Below are 19819 nucleotides of genomic sequence, written 5' to 3' on the forward strand. Positions count from 1 at the left end.
GCGAAATGTTTACAGGAATTATTGAAGAAATCGGCACGATCGGCAGCATGAGCGGAAGCGATAAAGCCATTGAAATGACCATACATGCATCAAAAGTTTTGGAAGATGTGAGGCTTGGGGACAGTATATCAGTGAACGGCGTGTGCCTGACGGTAACAAAGTTCACATTCACCTCCTTTACAGTGGATGTAATGCCTGAAACCGTGAAAGCTACCTCGCTGAATGCCCTGAAACAGGGATCAAACGTAAATCTTGAGCGGGCGATGGCGGCAGGAGGAAGGTTCGGCGGGCATTTTGTCACCGGACATGTGGATGGAACAGGTACGATTATCCGCAAACGGCCGTCTGCAAATGCGGTTTATTACGATATAAAAACGAGCAGGGACCTGACTTCATCACTTGTGATGAAAGGCTCAATCGCCATTGATGGAATCAGCCTGACGATTTTCGGCCTTGAGAATGAACAAGTAACTGTGTCCATCATCCCGCATACTCTCTCTGAAACCGTTCTTGGAGGCAAAGAGGCAGGGGACGTTGTTAACATCGAATGTGACATGCTCGGCAAGTATGTGAAGAAATTCATCGATCAGTCACAGGGATCTTCATCGATTACACCTGATTTTTTAAAAGAAAACGGATTTTACTAGAATGGAGGATACACCATGGCATTTCATTCCATAAGTGAGGCAATTGAGGATTTGAAAAACGGCAGGGTTGTGATTGTCGTAGATGATGAAGACCGTGAAAACGAAGGCGATTTTGTAGCCCTTGCAGACCATGCTACTCCTGAAGTGATCAATTTCATGATTAAACACGGCAGAGGACTTGTCTGTGTGCCGCTGTCAGCAGAATACGCGGAAAAGTTTCAGTTTCATCCGATGGTCAGCGACAATACGGACCCGCATGGAACGGCGTTTACAGTGAGTATTGACTATAAAACCACTAAAACAGGGATAAGCGCTTCTGAACGATCAGATACGATAAAAGCGATTTTAAATGAAGATGCCGTTCCATCCGACTTTAAACGTCCGGGTCATATTTTTCCGCTTGTAGCGAAGCAGGGAGGCGTGCTGAGACGGGCAGGACATACAGAAGCTGCTGTTGATCTTGCGAGGCTCTCTGGTGCAAGCCCGGCAGGCGTCATCTGTGAAATTATTAAAGAAGACGGAGAAATGGCACGGGTTCCGGATTTAATGGAAATTGCCGAGCACCACGGTTTAAAAATGATCACCATTAAAGATTTGATTCACTACCGCAATGTGTCTGATGCTCTTGTAAAAAGAGAAGCGGATATTAAGCTTCCAACTGAGTTCGGCATGTTCAGAGCGGTCGGATATTCAAACGTTCTTGACGGCAAAGAGCATATCGCTCTTGTAAAAGGAGAAATTTCTCCTGATCAGCCAACTCTTGTGCGCGTCCATTCAGAATGTCTGACAGGTGATGTGTTCGGGTCAAACCGCTGCGACTGCGGACCCCAGCTCCATGCAGCGCTTGCCCAGATTGAAGAAGCCGGAAGCGGGATTCTTTTATATATGAGACAGGAAGGCAGAGGAATCGGTCTTTTAAATAAGATGAAAGCCTATGCCCTTCAGGAAGAAGGCTATGATACAGTCGAAGCCAATCATAAGCTTGGATTTGCCGATGATCTGAGGGATTACGGAATTGGTGCCCAGATTTTAAAAGATCTTGGCGTGGCAGAGATGAAGCTTCTGACGAACAATCCGAGAAAAATCGCAGGGCTTGAAGGGTACGGACTGACAGTTGTGGACCGTATACCGATTCAAATGCCTTCTAAAGAAGAAAATGAAGGCTATATGCAAACGAAAAAAGGAAAGCTTGGACATTTACTTAACCTATAATATTGGAGGAAACAGTCATGAAAACATACGAAGGTAATTTAGTCGGATCAGGATTAAAAGTAGCGGTTATCGTAGGGAGATTTAATGAATTCATTACAAGCAAGCTTTTGAGCGGGGCAACAGACGCACTGAAGCGCCACGGCGTAGAGGAAGAGAACGTTGAAATCGCATGGGTGCCTGGCGCATTTGAAATTCCGCTGGTTGCCAAAAAAATGGCCGCTTCAAACAAATATGATGCAGTGATCACACTTGGAACGGTCATAAGAGGATCTACGACTCATTATGACTATGTCTGCAATGAGGCGGCTAAAGGAGTGTCGCAGGCATCCATGTCGACAGGCGTTCCAGTGATTTTCGGTGTCCTGACGACTGAATCGATTGAACAGGCGATTGAGCGTGCCGGCACAAAAGCTGGGAATAAAGGCTATGAAGCAGCTGTTGCGGCCATCGAAATGGCGAATTTAATGCGCACATTGGATTAATTTCGCTGAAAAGTGTTTAAAAAGCCCGGAAAACTGTTTATAATGTTCTGAGAGTGATTCTTGCCTGATTCGGGATCTGCTTAGGTGAACGGAAGAAACATGGACCGAACATCAGTCTGATGACAGGCTTTCATTTTTTGTTTTTGCTTTCTCTAATCGGAAGGTTATTTCGTTAATGAGGGGTTCATATGTTAATTCGCTATAAGAAAAGCTTTGAAAAAATTGCCATGGGTCTTTTGTCTTTTATGCCAAATGAAAAAGATTTAAAGCATTTGCAGCAGACAATGAAACAGTATGAAACAGATGAATTCTGGCAGCTGTTTCTATGGAAAGAAGACGATGATATCATCGGCACAATCGGAGTCGTGCATGAGGACGATGACCGCGTGAAGATTCAGCATGTAAGTGTGAACCCTTCTCACCGTCATCAGGGAATCGGCAGAAAAATGGTGGCGGCATTAAAAGAACAGTACAAAACAAAAACAGTGGTTCCGGATGAACGGACAAAAGCTTTTTTCGAAAAGTGCACGGAACCGGACTGCTAGCTGCAGACTTTCAGGACGTTGGGCAGGGACAGTATTAGTACCTGCTTTTAAAAAAACAGATGAAGCATATGCTTCATCTGTTTTTTTTCTTTAGCAGAAGACTTCTGTTCCGTTCTGCAATAACATCCGATCTGTCCCTCGTGGAATGTCTGTGAACGAGGGAGGCATCGGTAAGATTGCTTGGGTTTCCCCACGTCATGCCGTTTTCTTTACAGTGTGACTTCGCCTGCTTCAGAAGCTCTTCATCAGAAACCGGAAGACTGATGCTTTCATATGGCCGCTTTTGTTCGATTGCGAGAGATGTTTTTCTCATCAGCTCAAGAAGAGATTCGGGGTGCAGACCGAGTGAAGCAACCGCATCTTTTTCCTGCGAACAAATGGAAATGGCATTTTTAATCATCCGCTCTGCCCCGTTCCAGTTTTCCCTTCTGTAATGATAAAGCCCGACCGCAAGCTGAATGAGTCCGACCCAGTATGCCTTGCGCTTTCCGGGAGGATCTTCCTTCCAGTGTTCTTCAAGCACTTCATGGCATTCAAAATAGTCGCGGTCTCCGTGGAAGTGAACTAAATAATCTAAATAGGCTTCAGGATACAGATAACATCACCCTCACATCAGAAAATATGTATCTTCAGTTTAGCATAAAGGGGCATCTTCCATGAAGAAATGAAACACAAAAGGTGCTCATTAGCCTGAGCACCAGAATGTTGCGGTCTTTAATAGGCGCTGATTAGTACAGCCAAGCAGCTCCAACGATAATTAACAAAATGAACAATACAACGATCAGCGCAAATCCAGAACCGTAGCCAAAACCTTTATCTCCCATTACTAATTCCTCCTTAAGAACTTTCGAATTTACATTGGTATCTTATGCAGGGCGCATTGATGTGTATGGGCGAATATCCCGGTTCTGGACTTTTTTCTCATTGTTCTCTGAATCACCTAAAATAGTAATGGAGATTGATCACATTATGTTCTATACTAAAGGGTAGTCTGCTTAAGCGGTACAGAATGAAGTGGTGGGATGAACGTGCAGTACAAAGTGAAAATCGATGCATTTGAAGGGCCGCTGGATCTTCTCCTGCATTTAATCAATACACTTGAGATTGATATTTATGATATACCGGTTGCTGAAATAACCGAGCAGTATATGCTCTATATACATACAATGAAAGAACTTCAGCTTGATGTGGCGTCTGAGTATCTGGTAATGGCAGCAACGCTTTTGTCCATTAAAAGCGGAATGCTTCTTCCAAAACATGAAGAAGAGCTTGAAGAGGATGACTTTGGGTTTGAACCTGAAGAAGATCCGCGCGACGAACTGATGAGAAGACTGATTGAATACCGTAAGTACAAAGAAGCTGCAGATGATTTAAGACACATGGAAGAAGAACGGTCAAAGGTTTTTACAAAGCCGCCCAGTGACCTTAGCGCATATGCCGCTGAGCCTGCTGCAGGATCAGATCCGGTGAATGTCACCATTTATGATATGCTAGGGGCTTTCCAGAAGATGATGCGCAGAAAAAAATTGCAGAAGCCACTGCAGACGAAAATCGCCAGACAGGAAATTCCGATTGAGAAGCGGATGGATGAGATACTTGATGAATTCAGGCGAAATCCCCGCAGACGCAAATTTACCGAGCTGTTTCCCTCAGACCAGAAGGATCATCTAGTGGTAACCTTTCTAGCCATCTTGGAATTGATGAAAAACAACAGCATCATGATCGAACAGGAAGAAAATTTTTCAGATATTTATATTCTGGGGAGGGTTTAAAGCCTTGGAGAAATGGAAATCCATTATGGAAGCCCTGCTGTTTGCTGCAGGTGATGAGGGGCTTTCAAAGAAACAGCTCACAGCCGTGCTTGAGATTGAAGAAGAGGTTGTAGCAGAAGCAATAGAAGAACTTCAAAAAGAGTATAAGAAAAAGCAGCGGGGCATTGAATTGATTGAAGTCGCAGGTGTTTATCAGCTGACAACGAAGAAAAAGCATGCCGCTTATTTAAAGAAACTGGTTGAAACACCAAACCACAGCTCCCTGTCACAGGCAGCCCTTGAAATTCTTGCAATCGTAGCCTACAGACAGCCGATTACAAGAGCTGAAATTGAAGAGATAAGAGGAGTCAAGTCCGAGCGGCCCCTTCAGACACTCACAGCCAAGGTTCTTGTGAAAGAAGTCGGACGGGCGGAAGGAACAGGACGGGCCATTCTCTATGGAACGACCAAGGAATTTCTCGAGCATTTCGGCCTGAAGAACATTAAGGAGCTTCCTCCACTTCCCGAAAAAGAAGACGACGAGGCCTTCGGAGAAGAAGCAGATCTCTTTTTTGAAAATTTCAATCAGACATTTGAAGAAATCAAATAATTTACACAATTGAAGCAGAACCTGTGGTAAAATAGGGTACAACGGAACAAAGGACACTCTTTGTTCCTTTTTTTGAATCTAAATCAGGAGGGCAATCAGGTGTACATAACCATGTGCAGAGGCTATGAGTTAGAAAAAGAGATGCCGAATACATCCGAGGATTTTTTTAACCGCTCTGAAATCACGATTGTCACAGGTAAAACCGAAAAAACGTTTCACGTCCTGTATGTCAGGTACTTTGAAGAGGTGTTTGCCGGTCAAAACCCTGCCCTTTTCAAAGATGCAACAATAAAGGATGTGTTGGCGTTAATTTGCATTATTCAAAATGAATCGCTCTTAAAGCGGAAACGATTTTATGTAAATGAGCAGGATGTTTTCCTCAAGTACTTGGATGGAATCAATCTTCAGCAGGCCCTGGAGATTCCGGCTCACGTAAAAGAGCATGGCAGGATCAGCCTCTTGGATGCTGCTGAAAAAATAAAAATGACAGTACATAAAGAAATCTAAACAAACGGAAGGGAAGTGTCTCAAGTGGGAAATGCCATTGTAAAAGCACAAACAGAACAAGTGGAACGTTTTTTGGGGAATGTCGTAAATGAGCTGAATACGTTTTTAAACCATGCGACAATCTCATCCTTTTTAAACGAGGAAGCGGGAGGAGAAGAGGAGTATTATGAAGATCTTTTCCGCAATCTGAGAAGGCTGTCCGTTTACTGCGAGGAAGGGCTTGAAGCGTGCAGAATTGTGCTTCAGAATGAGCCTTTCAGGAAGCCTGCTGCCGAAAAGGCGCTTTATAAAATATATCATCAGTGCATTGAAGAGTTTTATAATCCGAAAAATGATGTGTGGTATGAAGACAGCAGGTCCGCCTATACAGGCAAAAACGCCATCAAATACCGCCATGCTGCACCGGCAACCCTTCAAACGATGATTGCTTCACTCGAAAGCGGCTTTCAGGAAATCCGCGAAGAGCTTGAATACTACGAAACCGATTACCGTACAAAAATGATTCAATCCAAATAAACGATGTGAACAGCTGTCCAGTGGGCAGCTGTTTTTTTGGTTTGCGGTATTGTTATGAGGTGCGGGCACGGTAATCGCACCCTCGGAAACCGAAAAACGATTTGGGAGGGTAAGCAACGTGGCAAATCGTACCCTCGGAAACCGAAAAACGATTTGAGAGGGTAAGCAACGTCCTGAATCGTACCCTCGGTAACTGAGAAACGATCTGCGAGGGTAAGCAACGTCGTGAATTGTACCCTCGGAAACCGAAAAACGATTTGAGAGGGTAAGCAATGTGGCGACTCGTACCCTCCCAAGCTGTAATTCGATTTCAGAGGACAAGCATCAAACTTCAGAATCACAACACTTTTCATCCAAAAGAAGAAATTATTCCTTCATAACCTTTGTCCACCTGCATAAACTTGTACAAAACGATCAAAGGACGTGGGGGCTGTGCGGCAATGGAAACAGATCGCAGTGACCGCACTTGTTTGCCTTTTGCTTATTTCGGGTCTGCCGCATAAGGCTGATGCGATGGGCGTCAGTGCAAGAAGTGCTGTACTGCTTGAACAGGAATCAGGAAGAATCCTTTTTGAAAAAGATGCCCATACAAAACGGAGGATTGCGAGCATTACTAAAATTATGACGGCCATTCTTGCGATTGAATCCGGGAAGATGGATGAAAAAGCAACGGTCAGCAATCGAGCGATACATACTGAAGGGTCGGCGGTCTACCTTCAGGAGGGTGAGAAGATTAAGCTTGAGGACCTTGTGTACGGCCTGATGCTCCGTTCCGGAAATGATGCGGCTGTCGCCATAGCAGAGCATGTCGGGGGAAGTGTTGAAGGGTTTGTCCATATGATGAACCAGAAGGCAGCGGAAATCGGCATGATGAATACGGAGTTTGCGAATCCGCATGGTCTGGATGATCATGAAAATCATTATTCAACTGCCTATGATATGGCGATCCTGACAAGGTATGCCATGGAAAACCCGATGTATCAGAAAATATCAGGAACTAAGGTGCACCGTGCCCCTAATCCGAATGAGCAGTGGGACCGGGTGTGGAGAAATAAAAATAAACTGCTGACAAGTCTTTATGAGTACAGCACCGGCGGGAAAACGGGGTATACGAAACGGGCGAAGCGGACGCTTGTGTCAACTGCTTCTAAAGAGGGCATGAACCTTGTGGCTGTTACGATTGATGCTTCTGATGACTGGAATGATCATATTGCCATGTTCAATATGGCATACAGAGATTATGATCTTTTTAAAGTGAAAGAGTCTGGAACGCTGAAAGATATTCAGGAGAAAATCTATAAGAACCGGCTGTTCATCAAAAGAGATGTGTACTATCCGCTGAACGATGAGGAGGAGGATGAAATCAGAATCGACATCACGCTCATCAAACCGGATAAAAAATGGGATAAGCCGGAAGATGTGCCGAATGTCGTCGGGAAAATGTCCGTTATTGTAGAAGATGAACGTGTCGATGAGGTGCCCATTTACTATGATAATGGCCTGACCAACAAACCGAATGCCCCTCTTTGGGAAAAATTCCGGAAGCTATTCTTTATCGGAGCGGGCTACAGCGGACATGATTAACATCATATGGGTGGGGCTGACCGTCATCGGAATAGTGTTTGCCATGGTGAACGGCACGATGGAAGAAGTGAACGCTGCGGTTTTTAAAGGGGCAAAAGACGCTGTTACCATCAGCATCGGCTTGATCAGTGTGCTTGTGTTCTGGCTTGGTCTGATGAAGGTGGCGGAAAAAGCCGGACTGCTTGAAAAATTGAGCAATTTGTTTAAGCCGCTTGTTAAAAGACTCTTTCCGGAGATTCCTCCTGAACACCCGGCAATGGGCTACATTCTGTCGAACATGATGGCGAACCTTTTCGGACTCGGCAATGCAGCCACACCTCTTGGCATTAAAGCGATGGAACAGATGAAAAAGCTGAATGGGAATAAACCTGATGCAAGCAGGTCGATGATTACGTTTCTCGCGCTGAACACATCAAGCATTACGCTGATTCCAACGACTGTCATTGCGGTGAGGATGACATACGGGTCAAAGTCACCCACTGATATTGTTGGGCCGACACTGCTTGCAACCATTATTTCCGCCATTGGCGCCATTCTGATAGACCGCTATTTCTACCATAGAAGAATGCGGAAGGAGAGGAGATAGGAATGGGGCTTGTCAGCATCATATCTCTATGGATGATTCCCCTGATGATCGGGTTCATTCTTGTTTACGGCACGTTTAAGAAAGTGCCGACCTATGAAACGTTTGTTGAAGGCGGCAAGGAAGGAATTGAAATTGCCTTTTCTATTATTCCTTATTTAGTGGGAATGCTCGTAGCCATCACCATTTTTCGCGCATCTGGTGCGCTTGAATTTTTCGTCGGGATGATGAAACCCGCACTGGATGCAATCGGTGTGCCGAGTGAAATTGTACCGCTCGCTTTTATCCGGCCGATTTCAGGGACTGCCGCTCTTGGCATGACGACAGATTTGATTGCAGCCTACGGACCGGATTCTTTTATCGGAAGGCTGGCTGCCGTCATGCAGGGAAGCACGGATACAACGCTCTACATCCTGACGGTTTACTTCGGGGCGGTCGGTGTGAAAAAAATGGGGGATGCGCTGAAAGTGGGGCTCCTCGCAGACTTGCTGGGGATTGCGGCTGCTATCTTTATTGTGATGCTTGCTTTTTAATGGCATAGAATACAAGTCTTCCTCATCCGGAAGGCTTTTTTATATGCCTGTTTCGGCAGTTATGAAGATTTTTGAGCAGGCGCATCATTTTTGTGAGATAATAAGGCTTCGTGCATGCCACGAGAACTTGTCTAATCAAATTTTTAGCAGTAAGATGTTAACGAGGTGAAAAGAATGGAACGTTTGCAAAAAGTGATAGCTCACGCAGGCCTTGCATCAAGAAGGAAAGCGGAAGAGCTTATATTAGAAGGAAAAGTTACAGTGAATGGCAAAACCGTCCGGGAGCTTGGGATAAAAGTATCCGGAAATGACCGTGTTGAGGTTGCCGGAGTTCCTGTTGAAAAAGAAGAACCTGTGTATTTTATTCTTTACAAACCGCGCGGAGTGGTCTCGACTGCTTCTGACGATAAAGGAAGAAAAACGGTGACAGATTTCTTCCAGCATATTAAAGAGCGCATCTATCCCGTTGGAAGGCTTGATTATGATACGTCCGGCCTTGTCATCATGACTAATGACGGCGAATTTGCCAATTTGATGATGCACCCCAAGAGCGAAGTTGAAAAAACCTATGTGGCAAAAATCAAAGGCATTCCTCCGCGTGAAACGCTGAGATCGCTTGAAAAAGGAATCATGCTTGAAGACGGGAAAACGGCCCCTGCAAAGGTGAAGTTTGTATCTCTTGATAAAAAGAAGCAGACAAGCATTGTGGAACTGACCATCCATGAAGGCAGAAACAGACAGGTGCGCCGCATGTTTGAAGCGATCGGACACCCTGTTCTAAAGCTTAAGCGCGAAACATACGGCTTCCTTGACCTGAAGGGACTGAAAACAGGCGATGCCCGCGAGCTTTCCCCGCATGAGGTGAAACAGCTCAGATCCCTTGCCAAATTTGGAAAGTAAGCGCCTTAATTTTCACATAAACTTCAAATTATCAGGAAAATGTTCCAAAAAAACAGTGATATAATGAGTTGAAATGTATGAGGATATGGGAGAGTTTTCAATGAAGAAAAAAAGACGTCTGATCATGAGATCCATTATCCTCGCCCTGCTTGCCGGGGCGCTGGGATATACGTTATACACAAATTTTTTCTCAAGCAAAGAAAAGGTGAAGGTTGGCAGCGAGGCGCCTGATTTCGTATTAACAGACCTGAAAGGGGAAAAGCACCAGCTTTCTGATTACAAAGGAAAAGGTGTTTTTCTGAATTTCTGGGGAACATGGTGCGAGCCGTGCAAACGCGAGATGCCCTATATGCAGAACCAGTATGATTATTATTCAGACCAGGGCGTTGAAATTCTCGCAGTGAACATTGAAGAATCAAACGTTGCCGTGCAGAGCTTTATGGAAACATATGATTTATCTTTTCCCGTAGTCCTTGATAAAGACTCACAGGTGCTTGAGGCATATGGAGTTGTCCCGCTTCCGACTACATTTCTCATTGACAAAAATGGAGTAGTGAAAGAAATTATCACTGGCCAGATGAATGAGCGGATGGTCAGGGATTATATGGAATCAATCAAGCCGTAAACGGGGAGTTTTCATCATGAATGAAGTGAAATGCTTATGCGGCCACAGCAATCCGCATGGAACGGTTCTCTGCGAATCCTGCGGCCGTCCTATTCAGGAAAAGGAGAACGGAAGCAAGCTGCTTGATATGAAGTATGACGGCAGTGCAAGACGGTCCCAGACCTATAAAAGAACCCCGGTCGACAAGATCTGGAATTTCTTTTCTTCCGTAAAAGTCGGGATTTGGATTATCGTCCTGATTTTAATAGCGTCAGCGATCGGCACCATTCTTCCTCAAGTGATGTACATACCGCCGAATGTGACGCCTAAAGATTTCTACCGGGAAGAATATGGCGTAATCGGCCAGCTTTATTATCAGCTTGGATTTCATGAACTTTTCAGCTCGTGGTGGTATATTGTCCTGATCGGGGCACTGGCAGCTTCGCTTGTCATTGCAAGCCTTGACAGATTCGTACCGCTTTACAGGGCGCTGAAAAAGCAGGGCGTCACACGCCATGAAAGTTTTATGAGAAGACAGCGCCTGTTCAGCGAGACACCGTCTGTCACAGACGCAGATGCGCAGCTGAAAATGGTGAAAGAAAAGCTTGAGAGAAAACGCTATCATGTCAGAGAAGAGAACGGCAGCCTTCTGGCTGAAAAAAACCGTTTTTCAAGATGGGGACCCTATGTCAACCACATCGGTCTGATCATCTTTTTGTTTGGAGCAATGCTCAGGTTCGTGCCGGGCATGTATGTGGATGATGTCTTGTGGATTCGCGAAGGAGAAACAAAGGTCATCCCTGGAACAGACGGCAAGTATTTTCTGAAAAGCGATCAGTTCATTATGGAAACCTACCAGAAAGAAAGCGAAGATGAAGTATTTGAAAACGCGATTACTAGAGTAGGAGACGGCAGTGTAGCCAAAAACTATCAGACAAACGTCACCTTATTTGAACGAAAAGGGGAAGCGCTCGTTGGCGCAGATCCTGAGCTTGAGAAAGTAAAGGATGAGCAGATTAAAGTAAATCAGCCGTTAAAGCATGATTCGTATGCTCTTTATCAAGTTGACTTCAAACTGAACGAATTAAACAAGATGAAATTCAGTCTGATAGACAAAGAGACGGAAGAAAGCTACGGTGAGCTTGCCATTGATCTGCTGGATCCGAAAAAACAGTACGACCTTGGAAATGGCTATAAAGTTGAAGTCGCAAGCTACCTTCCTGATTTTTATTTCAACAGCGAGGGAGAGCCGGCAACGAAAACAAGAATACCGGATAACCCGGCATTTGTTTTTAAAATGATTTCTCCTGATAAACCTGAGGGCGAAACGAGTTTTGTTGCGATTCAGCAGACAATTGAGCCGAGTGAAGATAATCAGATGAAGATGAAGTTTGAAGGAGTCGAAACGAAAAACCTTTCTGCTCTTACGGTAAGAAAAGACAATACCCTCTGGTTCCTTGGACTTGGCGGAGCCATTTTCATGATCGGTGTCACTCAGGGCATGTACTGGAATCACCGCCGCATTTGGATCAGGCGGAACGGGGATGCCATTCTCCTTGCAGGCCATACCAATAAAAACTGGTACGGCATTAAAAAGGAAATGGAAGCTGTGCTTGAAGGAACAGTGATTGAAAAGCCGGCTGACCAGTCAGATGAGAAATAAAGCGATGAGGAGGAAAAGGTGTGGCGGCTTTAAGCAGTAATTTGCTATTTGCAGCATTCTTTCTATACCTGGCTGCAACCTTTCTTTTTGCAGGAGCAATCCGCGACAAGAGAAAAGAATATAAAAAGCCCACGAAATGGGCGGCTGCAGGCATTGGGGTAACAATCGCCGGGTTTGCAGCACAGACCGGCTATTTTATCACAAGATGGATGGCTTCCGGGCATGCTCCTGTCAGCAATCTTTTTGAGTTTACAACGTTTTTCGGCATGATGCTTGTTCTGGCATTTATTGTCCTCTATTTTATTTATAAAGTATCGGTTCTTGGATTGTTTACACTACCTGTTGCTTTACTTCTGATTGCCTATGCAAGCATGTTTCCAACAGACATATCTCCGCTGATTCCGGCTTTGCAGAGCAGCTGGCTTCACATCCATGTGACCACTGCAGCTCTTGGACAGGCAATCCTTGCGATCAGTTTTATTGCGGGAGTCATTTATCTGATTCGTACAGTCGATCAGTCCGTGAGATCCAAAAAGACATTCTGGCTTGAAGCGGTCATGTATGCGCTTGTTGCCACGATTGCGTTTATAGCGATTACCAGCACATTCAGATTCATGGATTATGAGGCTGTTTATAAGTGGACGGATAAGAACGAACAGGAAGCAGAAATGGTCTATAACCTTCCTGCTTTAGTAGGTCCCCATAAAGGCGAACTGCTGACAGAAGGAAAAATGGAAGCTGCTGTTGAAGTTCCGGCCCTGATTTCAGCACGAAAACTGAATACAGTGATCTGGTCGCTTGGAACAGGATTGCTGCTGTACGGTGCGCTGCGCCTGATTTTAAGAAAGCGGATATCCGCCTTTTTGCAGCCGCTGACGAAAAACGTCAACCTGGACCTTGTCGATGAAATTGGCTACCGTTCTGTGACAATCGGTTTTCCGGTCTTCACATTAGGCGCTCTGATTTTCGCCATGATCTGGGCGCAGATTGCATGGACCCGTTTCTGGGGCTGGGATCCAAAAGAGGTCTGGGCACTGATTACGTGGCTGTTTTATGCGGCATATCTCCATCTGCGGCTTTCAAAAGGCTGGCAGGGAGAAAAATCAGCCTGGCTTGCTGTAATCGGTTTTGCTATTATTATGTTTAACTTGATTTTTGTGAACCTTGTCATTGCCGGATTGCATTCTTACGCTTAAAATACGTTTAAAAAGAGCCTTCACTCCTATAAAGTGAAGGTTTTTTGGTAAAATAGGAAGTAATCATTCTTTCGGTGCCTATGATTCCGAATAAGAGAGGAAAATGCACAATGGAAACCAATCCAAATTATAAAATACTTGTTGTAGATGATGAAGACAGGATCAGAAGACTGCTGAAGATGTACCTTGAACGTGAAAACTATCAAATAGAAGAAGCCGACAACGGAAGCGACGCGCTGGAAATGGCGCTTGCAGAAGAATATGATCTGATACTGCTTGATTTAATGATGCCGGGCATTGACGGCATTGAGGTATGCAGACAGCTGCGCCTGAAAAAAGCGACCCCGATCATCATGCTGACGGCAAAAGGGGAAGAAGTGAACAGAGTTCAGGGCTTTGAGGTCGGAACGGATGACTATATCGTAAAGCCATTTAGCCCGAGAGAGGTTGTTTTGAGAGTGAAAGCTCTGCTGAGACGCTCTTCGACGACTTCTTTCCTTAAAACAGAGACAAAGGCCAAAAATGTGATTGTCTTCCCGCATCTTTCCATTGACCATGATGCCCATCGTGTTCTTGCTGATGGAAAAGAAGTCAGCTTAACGCCTAAAGAGTATGAGCTGCTTTATTTTCTTGCGAAAACGCCTGACAAAGTGTATGACCGTGAGAAGCTTTTGAAAGAAGTGTGGCAGTATGAGTTTTTCGGAGACTTGAGAACGGTTGATACACATGTTAAGCGTCTTAGAGAGAAACTCAGCAAAGTTTCACCCGATGCTGCCTCGATGATAGTTACGGTCTGGGGTGTCGGCTACAAGTTTGAGGCAGGCAGTGAATGATGTTCTGGAAAAGCGTAGTCGGTAAACTTTGGTTTACCATTCTGCTTCTTGTATCATTCGTCTTGTTTGTCCTGACCGTTCTGCTGCTCCAGTTTATTGAAAGCTTTCATGTTGATGAAGCTGAAAATGAACTGACGCAGCTGGCCAATAAAGTGTCTGTTATTTTGGAAAACCATGAAGACCAGGAGCTAGCAAGGTCCATCACCTGGGAGCTTGCGGATGAACTGACAAGCATTGTGATAGCCGAGAACGTAAATGAATACTGGTTTTCACCAAAAAAGTATGATAACACACCAACCTTCAGCATGGAGGACATCCGCGCTGACAGAGAGCTGTCAAAGGTGTTTCAAGATCAGAAAAATGTAAGCAAGCTCACCCGGCTGCCTGAAGAACAGCAAAAAAACTCCGGAAACAAGGAGGAAGTGCTTGTAGTCGGTGTTCCCTATAAAACAAGCGACGGCAAAGACGGAGCCGTTTTTATGTCACAGTCCCTGCAGGCCGTTCAAAAGACGACCGAGCACACGACAAAATATATTCTTCTTGCAGCAGGTATAGCCATCATTCTGACAACGGTTTTTGCCTTCTTCCTGTCTACTAGAATTACCTATCCATTGAGAAAAATGAGAGAGGCGACACAAGAGCTGACTCGCGGCAATTTTGATACAAAAGTTCCGATTTTGAGCCACGATGAAATCGGGGAGCTTGCCATTGCGTTCAATCAGATGGGCAGACAGCTGAAGTTTAACATCAACGCTCTCAATCAGGAGAAAGAGCACTTAACGAGCATTTTAAGCAGTATGGCAGACGGGGTTATCACACTTAATATTGATGGAACGATTCTCGTGACCAATCCTCCTGCAGAACGCTTCCTGCAGTCATGGTACTATGAACAGAAAATGCAGATTAATGAAGGGGAAGAAATTCCTCCGGAAGCAAAAGAATTGTTCCAGCGGGTTGTCAATACAGAAAGAGAGCATATCGTTGAAGTAACTCTTCAGGGAAGAAGCTGGGTGCTTGTCATGAGCCCTCTTTACAATCAGTCTTACGTCCGGGGGGCGGTAGCCGTGCTTCGGGACATGACAGAAGAGCGCCGCCTTGATAAATTGCGCAAAGACTTTATCGCAAACGTCAGCCATGAACTGAGAACGCCGATTGCCATGCTCCAGGGGTATTCTGAAGCAATTGTGGACGATATTGCAAGCTCGGATGAGGAGAAAAAAGAGATTGCCCAGGTTATTTACGATGAATCGCTCAGAATGGGCCGGCTTGTCAATGATCTGCTCGATCTTGCCCGGATGGAAGCGGGGCATATCACCCTCAATCTTGAGAGCATTTCCATTTATGAATTTATTGAAAAAATCAACCGCAAGTTCCAGGGACTTGCGAGGGAAAAAGATATTACGCTCACCTCCAGTTTTGCACTCGACGAACCTGAGTTTGTTCTGGATCCGGATAAAATTGAACAGGTTCTGACGAATCTTGTGGATAACGCAATCAGGCATACTCTTGAGGGCGGTACAGTCGAAATGGCCGTGCAGTCCGTTGCGGGCGGGATAAAGGTTGATGTGAAGGATACAGGCACAGGAATTGTCGAAGAAGATCTGCCGTTTGTTTTTGAACGCTTCTATAAAGCAGATAAGGCGAGGACGAGAGGCCGCTCCGGAACAGGCCTTGGTCTTGCGATTGCCAAGAACATTGTCGATGCTCATTCAGGTTCGATTAATGTGCACAGCAAAGTAAATGAAGGAACCACATTCAGTTTCTATCTGCCTCGAAAAAACGTTTTTCCTGATAGAATGTGACGAATATTCTTGTTTCATACGAAACACCTGTTGATGCCGCATGTCGTTTTAGGTACAATAAAAGCTGGATATAAAAGTGAATACGAAAAGAAACTGGTGCAAACTTTGCTTAATAGGGAATCAGGTGAGATGCCTGAACTGTCCCCGCAACTGTAAGTGCAGACAATACCTGCTTTTAGACCACTGTCAGAATGACTGATTCAGACGGGAAGGTGCAGGCTTGAGGATGAAGCACGAGTCAGTAGACCTGCCGGGTTCTTTCAAACGTTACTATTCTTCGGGGATTTGAGCATAGAAACGGCACAGTTATGGCACCAGTGCCTGCAGTTTCTTCTATGCCGTTTTTAAAAGCCCATCTTCTAACAGATGGGCTTTTTGCTATTCCAATACATACACGACAACAAGAGGAGAGATGGATCATGAACAAATTTTACAGCTTTCTCGCAGTGCTTCTTCTTGCACTGATGAGCGCCTGCGGAAATGCGGCAGAGGAAAATAAAACAGAAGAAGCAAAACCTGCTGCTGAAAGCGAAGAGCAGGCGGAGGAACTGAAAGCCTCTGTCACGCTGACTAAAAATGAGATGGCGGAGAAAGTAGAATCGAAAGAAGTAGTTTTTGAAGAAGGCCAGAGCCTTATGGATGCAATGAAGAGCCAGTTTGAAGTAGAAGAGTCAGGCGGCTTTATCAGCGGAATCGACGGCATTAAGGCGAGTGAATCCGACAAAACGTACTGGCATTTAATTGTGAATGGGGAAGATGCCATGACAGGAGCAAATGACATTAAGCTGAAAGACGGCGATAAGATTGAATTTGATCTGCGAAATTATGAATAAGTGTGAGAAACAATGACAACGAGAAGAATCAGTCTTCTGTCTTTGCTTATTGCCTTGTCCGTTGTAGGCAGGCTGACTTTTCAGTTCATTCCGAATGTGCAGCCGATGACTGCTGTCATACTTATAACCGCCATCCTTCTCGGTCCGGTAAATGGAATGATTGTCGCCGTCCTGGGCTGTTTTCTCAGCAACCTTTTACTTGGCATGGGCATGTGGACAATCTGGCAGATGCTTGCCTGGGGGACCTTGGCTCTAATCTTCGGCCTGCTTGGAAAAGCGGTTAAAAGAAACAGACTTCTCGTTTTTACCCCGGCAGCCGTTCTTGCGGGATATCTTTTTGGATTCATCGTTTCTCTGAATATGTTTGTCCTGACAGAAAATGGACTTGCCTACTATCTTGCAGGAATCCCGTTTGATACGATGCATGCAGCAGGAAACGGCATTTTCTTTCTCGTGCTGTACCCGGTCATGCAAAAAACGTTTCAGTATTATCTCTATAAAAACGATTATGGCGTTACACTTCAATAAAATAATGGCAGAATAAGAGAGAGACTTTCTTTTTAGCTTAGGCAAGACAGTCTGAGAACAAAGGACAGGAGCTGCTGAATATGAATTTGTATACTAGAACCGGCGATAAAGGGAAAACAAGCATTATTGGAGGCCGGGTCGATAAGGATGATCTGAGGGTAGAAGCCTACGGAACAATCGATGAGGTAAACTCTTTTACCGGTCTTGCCATGACATGGATGAACGATGAAAACCTAAAAGACATGAAACAGGAATTTGAAAAAATCCAGCATGAACTTTTTGACTGCGGAAGCGATCTTGCTGTCATCCACGGCAAACAAAAGCATCCCTATAAAACAACACCTGACATGATTGAGTTTCTGGAAACGCGCATTGATGCGTACACTGCAGAATCCCCTCCGCTCGAGCGGTTCATTCTTCCAGGAGGGACAGAGGCTGCTGCTGCCATCCATGTGGCAAGGACCGTAGCAAGAAGGGCTGAGCGGTGTATTGTTTCGCTCAAAAAAGAAACGGAAATCAATGAGCATGTTTTAACGTACATGAACAGACTTTCCGATTATTTCTTTGCGGCAGCGAGAGCGGCAAATGCCAGACTCGGTTCAAAAGATGTGGAGTATGAAAGAAGTGCCATCGTATTTACTAAAAAGAAAGAGTCATAATTTCTTTAAAAAGGAAGGCGGAAACTGCCTTCCTTTTTCTATGCAATCCCGATATAGTAAAAGATGTGTAACTTTTTATTCTTCATTCCGACTAATGTATTGATTGGAGGTTCGTTCATGGAAGAGGCCTTTCAAAGGATTTATGAAAAATATCACAACGATCTTTTCCAGTTCTTGTTTTATATGGTGAAGAATCGTGAACAGGCCGAGGACCTCGTTCAGGAAGTGTATATACGAATATTGAAATCACACAGCAGTTTTGAAGGACGGAGCAGTGAAAAAACCTGGATCCTCTCCATTGCAAGACATGTTGCCATCGATTATTTCCGCAAACAGAAAACACTCAAACAGCGCATCTTTGAAGCGTTTGACTGGGACCGTGAGCAAATACGGGATCAGCAGCCGCTTCCGGAGGAAATTGCTGCGTTAAATGAAGAGATGCAGATGGTTTACCGGACGCTTGATGCATGCACAGTCGATCAGAAGGCTGTCATTATCTTAAGGTATATTCAGGGAATGTCCATTGCGGATACCGCAGCAGCCCTCGGATTTACAGAAAGCAAAGTGAAAACGACCCAGCACAGAGCGCTGAAAGCTCTGAAAAATAAATTGTCTGAACACTCGATTAGGAAGGAGGGAATAGTAAAGGGATGAATCAATCAAAATGGAACGATGAGCAGATTACAGACAAACTTCAAGCAATGCCGGATATCAAAGACCGGCGCTCGCAGCAGCAAATATACACCCGTTTGCAGGAACGTATGCACAAAAAGCAAGTTCAGTGGAAAACGCCGGCTCTTGCAAGCTTTGCCGCCCTTTTTATTCTTTTAATCCTTTCACCCTTTTTCCTTCAAAACTTCCAAATGAGTGAAAGCAAACTTGAAGACAGTGCGGATAAAGCAGCCGAAAGCGGCCAGGCGGCAAAAGAGAACGCAGACATGAAATTAGAAGCAAAGTCTTCACCAGAGACTGAGAAAAAGTCATTTGTAGCAAGGACAAAGGGCAATCAGACGATTGTAACGGTTGCCTATCCCGATCTTCAGGTTCAAAACACGATACCGCTCAGCTTTCAGTTCGATTCCTCTGACTCCTACATGACTCTTTTTGAAACGGCGTTGTCTTCATTTGACCCGGGGAGCGCTGGACTGAGTCCTTCTGCGCTATCAGGAACAAAGCTCTCGTATGAGACAGGAGAAGACCGGATGTCTGTTGATATAAAAGGCAATGCATATGCTGCTTCCAGCTCAGAAACGGAAAACAGACTCTTTACCGAGGGACTTGAAGAATCTTTCCGCTGGCAGGATGCCATGCAGGCTGACTATTTCACCGGCAGTGAAAAGGGAGCGGAAATCGGAGCGTATGGCTATCAGGATAAGCTGACATTCACAAAGTTCAAAAAGAAAGCCTATTTCCTGTATCAGGAGAGCCTTGACTCACCTAAACTCCTGGCGCCTTCCCTTCTATCCTTTAACAAGCTGACAGATGCCCTGACGGCTATGAAGGAAAAAGGAACACTCGGGTTAAAACCGGTGATCGAAGAAACAGTTGTCATCGATGAAATAATAGAATCAGATAATGGAGTAACCATTGAATTTACAGACGCCTCAACAATTGATGATAACGAAACAGACACACTGATGCTCGAAGCGATATTGATGACCGCTAAAGATTTCGGCTACGAGAGTGTAAAATTCGAAGGAATCGAAGCCGGCAGGATTGGTGAAATGGACGTAACACAGGCCGTGCCCGTTCCGTTCTCGCCAAACCCCGTTGATCTTGAAGAATAGAAGGAAAAACCCGCAGCATGATGCTTGCGGGTTTTTTGCCGTTA

At 44.9% G+C, this 19819-nt stretch carries 24 protein-coding genes and 1 riboswitch; of the genes, 22 read left to right on the top strand and 2 right to left on the bottom strand.

The annotated features are described in order from the left end of the window. The first annotated feature begins 5 nt into the window (after window positions 1–5). The 4 genes from ribE (MHB63_16975) (at window position 6) to MHB63_16990 (ending at window position 2886) form a co-directional block, all read left to right on the top strand. Window positions 6–647 (top strand): riboflavin synthase, encoded by a 642-nt coding sequence (gene ribE, locus MHB63_16975; GenBank protein MEK3808213.1) that lies wholly within the window; start codon window positions 6–8, stop codon window positions 645–647. Between the two features lie 15 nt (window positions 648–662). Then, on the top strand, window positions 663–1859 hold the full coding sequence (locus tag MHB63_16980) for a bifunctional 3,4-dihydroxy-2-butanone-4-phosphate synthase/GTP cyclohydrolase II (GenBank protein MEK3808214.1): 1197 nt from the start codon (window positions 663–665) through the stop codon (window positions 1857–1859). Between the two features lie 17 nt (window positions 1860–1876). Then, window positions 1877–2341, top strand: coding sequence for a 6,7-dimethyl-8-ribityllumazine synthase (ribE, locus tag MHB63_16985; GenBank protein ID MEK3808215.1), 465 nt, complete (start codon window positions 1877–1879; stop codon window positions 2339–2341). A 188-nt stretch (window positions 2342–2529) separates the two neighbouring features. Then, window positions 2530–2886 (top strand): GNAT family N-acetyltransferase, encoded by a 357-nt coding sequence (locus tag MHB63_16990; GenBank protein ID MEK3808216.1) that lies wholly within the window; start codon window positions 2530–2532, stop codon window positions 2884–2886. Between the two features lie 73 nt (window positions 2887–2959). Here the strand turns inward: MHB63_16990 and MHB63_16995 are convergent, their stop codons facing one another. Together MHB63_16995 and MHB63_17000 are read right to left on the bottom strand one after the other, a co-directional pair. After that, entirely contained in the window at window positions 2960–3481 is a 522-nt protein-coding gene (locus MHB63_16995; protein ID MEK3808217.1) for a DUF309 domain-containing protein, read from the bottom strand. 133 nt (window positions 3482–3614) lie between these two features. Then, window positions 3615–3710, bottom strand: a complete 96-nt coding sequence (locus MHB63_17000) for a YjcZ family sporulation protein (GenBank protein MEK3808218.1) — start codon at window positions 3708–3710, stop codon at window positions 3615–3617. A gap of 198 nt (window positions 3711–3908) precedes the next feature. On the opposite strand from MHB63_17000, the gene MHB63_17005 reads away from it, so the two are divergent. From MHB63_17005 to MHB63_17090, 18 genes are all read left to right on the top strand, one after another. Next, window positions 3909–4658 (top strand): segregation/condensation protein A, encoded by a 750-nt coding sequence (locus MHB63_17005; GenBank protein MEK3808219.1) that lies wholly within the window; start codon window positions 3909–3911, stop codon window positions 4656–4658. A gap of 4 nt (window positions 4659–4662) precedes the next feature. Further along, complete coding sequence (gene scpB / locus MHB63_17010) at window positions 4663–5247, top strand: SMC-Scp complex subunit ScpB (GenBank protein ID MEK3808220.1); 585 nt, start codon at window positions 4663–4665, stop codon at window positions 5245–5247. Between the two features lie 99 nt (window positions 5248–5346). Then, on the top strand, window positions 5347–5754 hold the full coding sequence (locus MHB63_17015; protein MEK3808221.1) for a hypothetical protein: 408 nt from the start codon (window positions 5347–5349) through the stop codon (window positions 5752–5754). Window positions 5755–5778: 24 nt separating this feature from the next. Continuing rightward, entirely contained in the window at window positions 5779–6270 is a 492-nt protein-coding gene (locus MHB63_17020; GenBank protein ID MEK3808222.1) for a DUF3907 family protein, read from the top strand. Window positions 6271–6783: 513 nt separating this feature from the next. Beyond that, on the top strand, window positions 6784–7854 hold the full coding sequence (locus tag MHB63_17025) for a D-alanyl-D-alanine carboxypeptidase family protein (protein ID MEK3808223.1): 1071 nt from the start codon (window positions 6784–6786) through the stop codon (window positions 7852–7854). Continuing rightward, the gene (locus MHB63_17030; protein MEK3808224.1) at window positions 7847–8440 is read left to right on the top strand and encodes a nucleoside recognition domain-containing protein; all 594 of its coding nucleotides are present in this window, start codon (window positions 7847–7849) and stop codon (window positions 8438–8440) included. The genes MHB63_17025 and MHB63_17030 overlap by 8 nt, the downstream gene beginning before the upstream one ends. A 2-nt stretch (window positions 8441–8442) precedes the next feature. Next, window positions 8443–8970, top strand: a complete 528-nt coding sequence (locus tag MHB63_17035; protein ID MEK3808225.1) for a spore maturation protein — start codon at window positions 8443–8445, stop codon at window positions 8968–8970. Window positions 8971–9144: 174 nt separating this feature from the next. After that, window positions 9145–9870, top strand: a complete 726-nt coding sequence (gene rluB / locus MHB63_17040) for a 23S rRNA pseudouridine(2605) synthase RluB (protein MEK3808226.1) — start codon at window positions 9145–9147, stop codon at window positions 9868–9870. A gap of 100 nt (window positions 9871–9970) precedes the next feature. Beyond that, a complete protein-coding gene (locus MHB63_17045) occupies window positions 9971–10495 on the top strand; it encodes a thiol-disulfide oxidoreductase ResA (protein ID MEK3808227.1) in 525 nt (174 codons plus the stop codon). Window positions 10496–10511: 16 nt separating this feature from the next. Beyond that, window positions 10512–12137 (top strand): cytochrome c biogenesis protein ResB, encoded by a 1626-nt coding sequence (locus MHB63_17050; protein MEK3808228.1) that lies wholly within the window; start codon window positions 10512–10514, stop codon window positions 12135–12137. A 20-nt stretch (window positions 12138–12157) separates the two neighbouring features. Then, window positions 12158–13333 carry a c-type cytochrome biogenesis protein CcsB gene (ccsB, locus tag MHB63_17055; protein MEK3808229.1) on the top strand — a complete coding sequence of 392 codons (1176 nt, stop codon included), beginning with the start codon at window positions 12158–12160 and terminating at the stop codon, window positions 13331–13333. A 110-nt stretch (window positions 13334–13443) separates the two neighbouring features. Further along, complete coding sequence (locus MHB63_17060; GenBank protein ID MEK3808230.1) at window positions 13444–14166, top strand: response regulator transcription factor; 723 nt, start codon at window positions 13444–13446, stop codon at window positions 14164–14166. Then, window positions 14163–15968 carry an ATP-binding protein gene (locus MHB63_17065; GenBank protein ID MEK3808231.1) on the top strand — a complete coding sequence of 602 codons (1806 nt, stop codon included), beginning with the start codon at window positions 14163–14165 and terminating at the stop codon, window positions 15966–15968. Before MHB63_17060 ends, MHB63_17065 begins: the two co-directional genes overlap by 4 nt. 77 nt (window positions 15969–16045) lie before the next feature. Beyond that, a riboswitch (cobalamin riboswitch) is annotated at window positions 16046–16238 on the top strand. A 149-nt stretch (window positions 16239–16387) separates the two neighbouring features. Beyond that, a complete protein-coding gene (locus MHB63_17070) occupies window positions 16388–16801 on the top strand; it encodes a DUF4430 domain-containing protein (protein MEK3808232.1) in 414 nt (137 codons plus the stop codon). Window positions 16802–16813: 12 nt separating this feature from the next. Further along, window positions 16814–17329 carry an ECF transporter S component gene (locus tag MHB63_17075; protein MEK3808233.1) on the top strand — a complete coding sequence of 172 codons (516 nt, stop codon included), beginning with the start codon at window positions 16814–16816 and terminating at the stop codon, window positions 17327–17329. A gap of 80 nt (window positions 17330–17409) precedes the next feature. After that, complete coding sequence (locus tag MHB63_17080) at window positions 17410–17988, top strand: cob(I)yrinic acid a,c-diamide adenosyltransferase (GenBank protein ID MEK3808234.1); 579 nt, start codon at window positions 17410–17412, stop codon at window positions 17986–17988. Between the two features lie 117 nt (window positions 17989–18105). Beyond that, window positions 18106–18642 (top strand): RNA polymerase sigma factor SigX, encoded by a 537-nt coding sequence (sigX, locus tag MHB63_17085; protein ID MEK3808235.1) that lies wholly within the window; start codon window positions 18106–18108, stop codon window positions 18640–18642. Then, a complete protein-coding gene (locus MHB63_17090; protein MEK3808236.1) occupies window positions 18639–19775 on the top strand; it encodes a hypothetical protein in 1137 nt (378 codons plus the stop codon). Before sigX ends, MHB63_17090 begins: the two co-directional genes overlap by 4 nt. The last annotated feature ends 44 nt before the right edge of the window (window positions 19776–19819 follow it).

This window comes from Bacillus sp. FSL H8-0547 (assembly GCA_038002745.1).
In the GTDB taxonomy this organism is placed as follows: Bacteria; Bacillota; Bacilli; order Bacillales; family Bacillaceae; genus Bacillus_P.

Bases quoted from the DNA above. Each gene is read 5' to 3' on its own strand.
- ribE (MEK3808213.1), top strand. From the start codon at position 6: ATGTTTACAGGAATTATTGAAGAAATCGGCACGATCGGCAGCATGAGC.
- MHB63_16980 (MEK3808214.1), top strand. From the start codon at position 663: ATGGCATTTCATTCCATAAGTGAGGCAATTGAGGATTTGAAAAACGGC.
- ribE (MEK3808215.1), top strand. From the start codon at position 1,877: ATGAAAACATACGAAGGTAATTTAGTCGGATCAGGATTAAAAGTAGCG.
- MHB63_16990 (MEK3808216.1), top strand. From the start codon at position 2,530: ATGTTAATTCGCTATAAGAAAAGCTTTGAAAAAATTGCCATGGGTCTT.
- MHB63_17000 (MEK3808218.1), bottom strand. From the start codon at position 3,710: ATGGGAGATAAAGGTTTTGGCTACGGTTCTGGATTTGCGCTGATCGTT.
- MHB63_17005 (MEK3808219.1), top strand. From the start codon at position 3,909: ATGAACGTGCAGTACAAAGTGAAAATCGATGCATTTGAAGGGCCGCTG.
- MHB63_17025 (MEK3808223.1), top strand. From the start codon at position 6,784: ATGGGCGTCAGTGCAAGAAGTGCTGTACTGCTTGAACAGGAATCAGGA.
- MHB63_17030 (MEK3808224.1), top strand. From the start codon at position 7,847: ATGATTAACATCATATGGGTGGGGCTGACCGTCATCGGAATAGTGTTT.
- MHB63_17035 (MEK3808225.1), top strand. From the start codon at position 8,443: ATGGGGCTTGTCAGCATCATATCTCTATGGATGATTCCCCTGATGATC.
- rluB (MEK3808226.1), top strand. From the start codon at position 9,145: ATGGAACGTTTGCAAAAAGTGATAGCTCACGCAGGCCTTGCATCAAGA.
- MHB63_17045 (MEK3808227.1), top strand. From the start codon at position 9,971: ATGAAGAAAAAAAGACGTCTGATCATGAGATCCATTATCCTCGCCCTG.
- MHB63_17050 (MEK3808228.1), top strand. From the start codon at position 10,512: ATGAATGAAGTGAAATGCTTATGCGGCCACAGCAATCCGCATGGAACG.
- MHB63_17060 (MEK3808230.1), top strand. From the start codon at position 13,444: ATGGAAACCAATCCAAATTATAAAATACTTGTTGTAGATGATGAAGAC.
- MHB63_17065 (MEK3808231.1), top strand. From the start codon at position 14,163: ATGATGTTCTGGAAAAGCGTAGTCGGTAAACTTTGGTTTACCATTCTG.
- MHB63_17070 (MEK3808232.1), top strand. From the start codon at position 16,388: ATGAACAAATTTTACAGCTTTCTCGCAGTGCTTCTTCTTGCACTGATG.
- MHB63_17075 (MEK3808233.1), top strand. From the start codon at position 16,814: ATGACAACGAGAAGAATCAGTCTTCTGTCTTTGCTTATTGCCTTGTCC.
- MHB63_17080 (MEK3808234.1), top strand. From the start codon at position 17,410: ATGAATTTGTATACTAGAACCGGCGATAAAGGGAAAACAAGCATTATT.
- sigX (MEK3808235.1), top strand. From the start codon at position 18,106: ATGGAAGAGGCCTTTCAAAGGATTTATGAAAAATATCACAACGATCTT.
- MHB63_17090 (MEK3808236.1), top strand. From the start codon at position 18,639: ATGAATCAATCAAAATGGAACGATGAGCAGATTACAGACAAACTTCAA.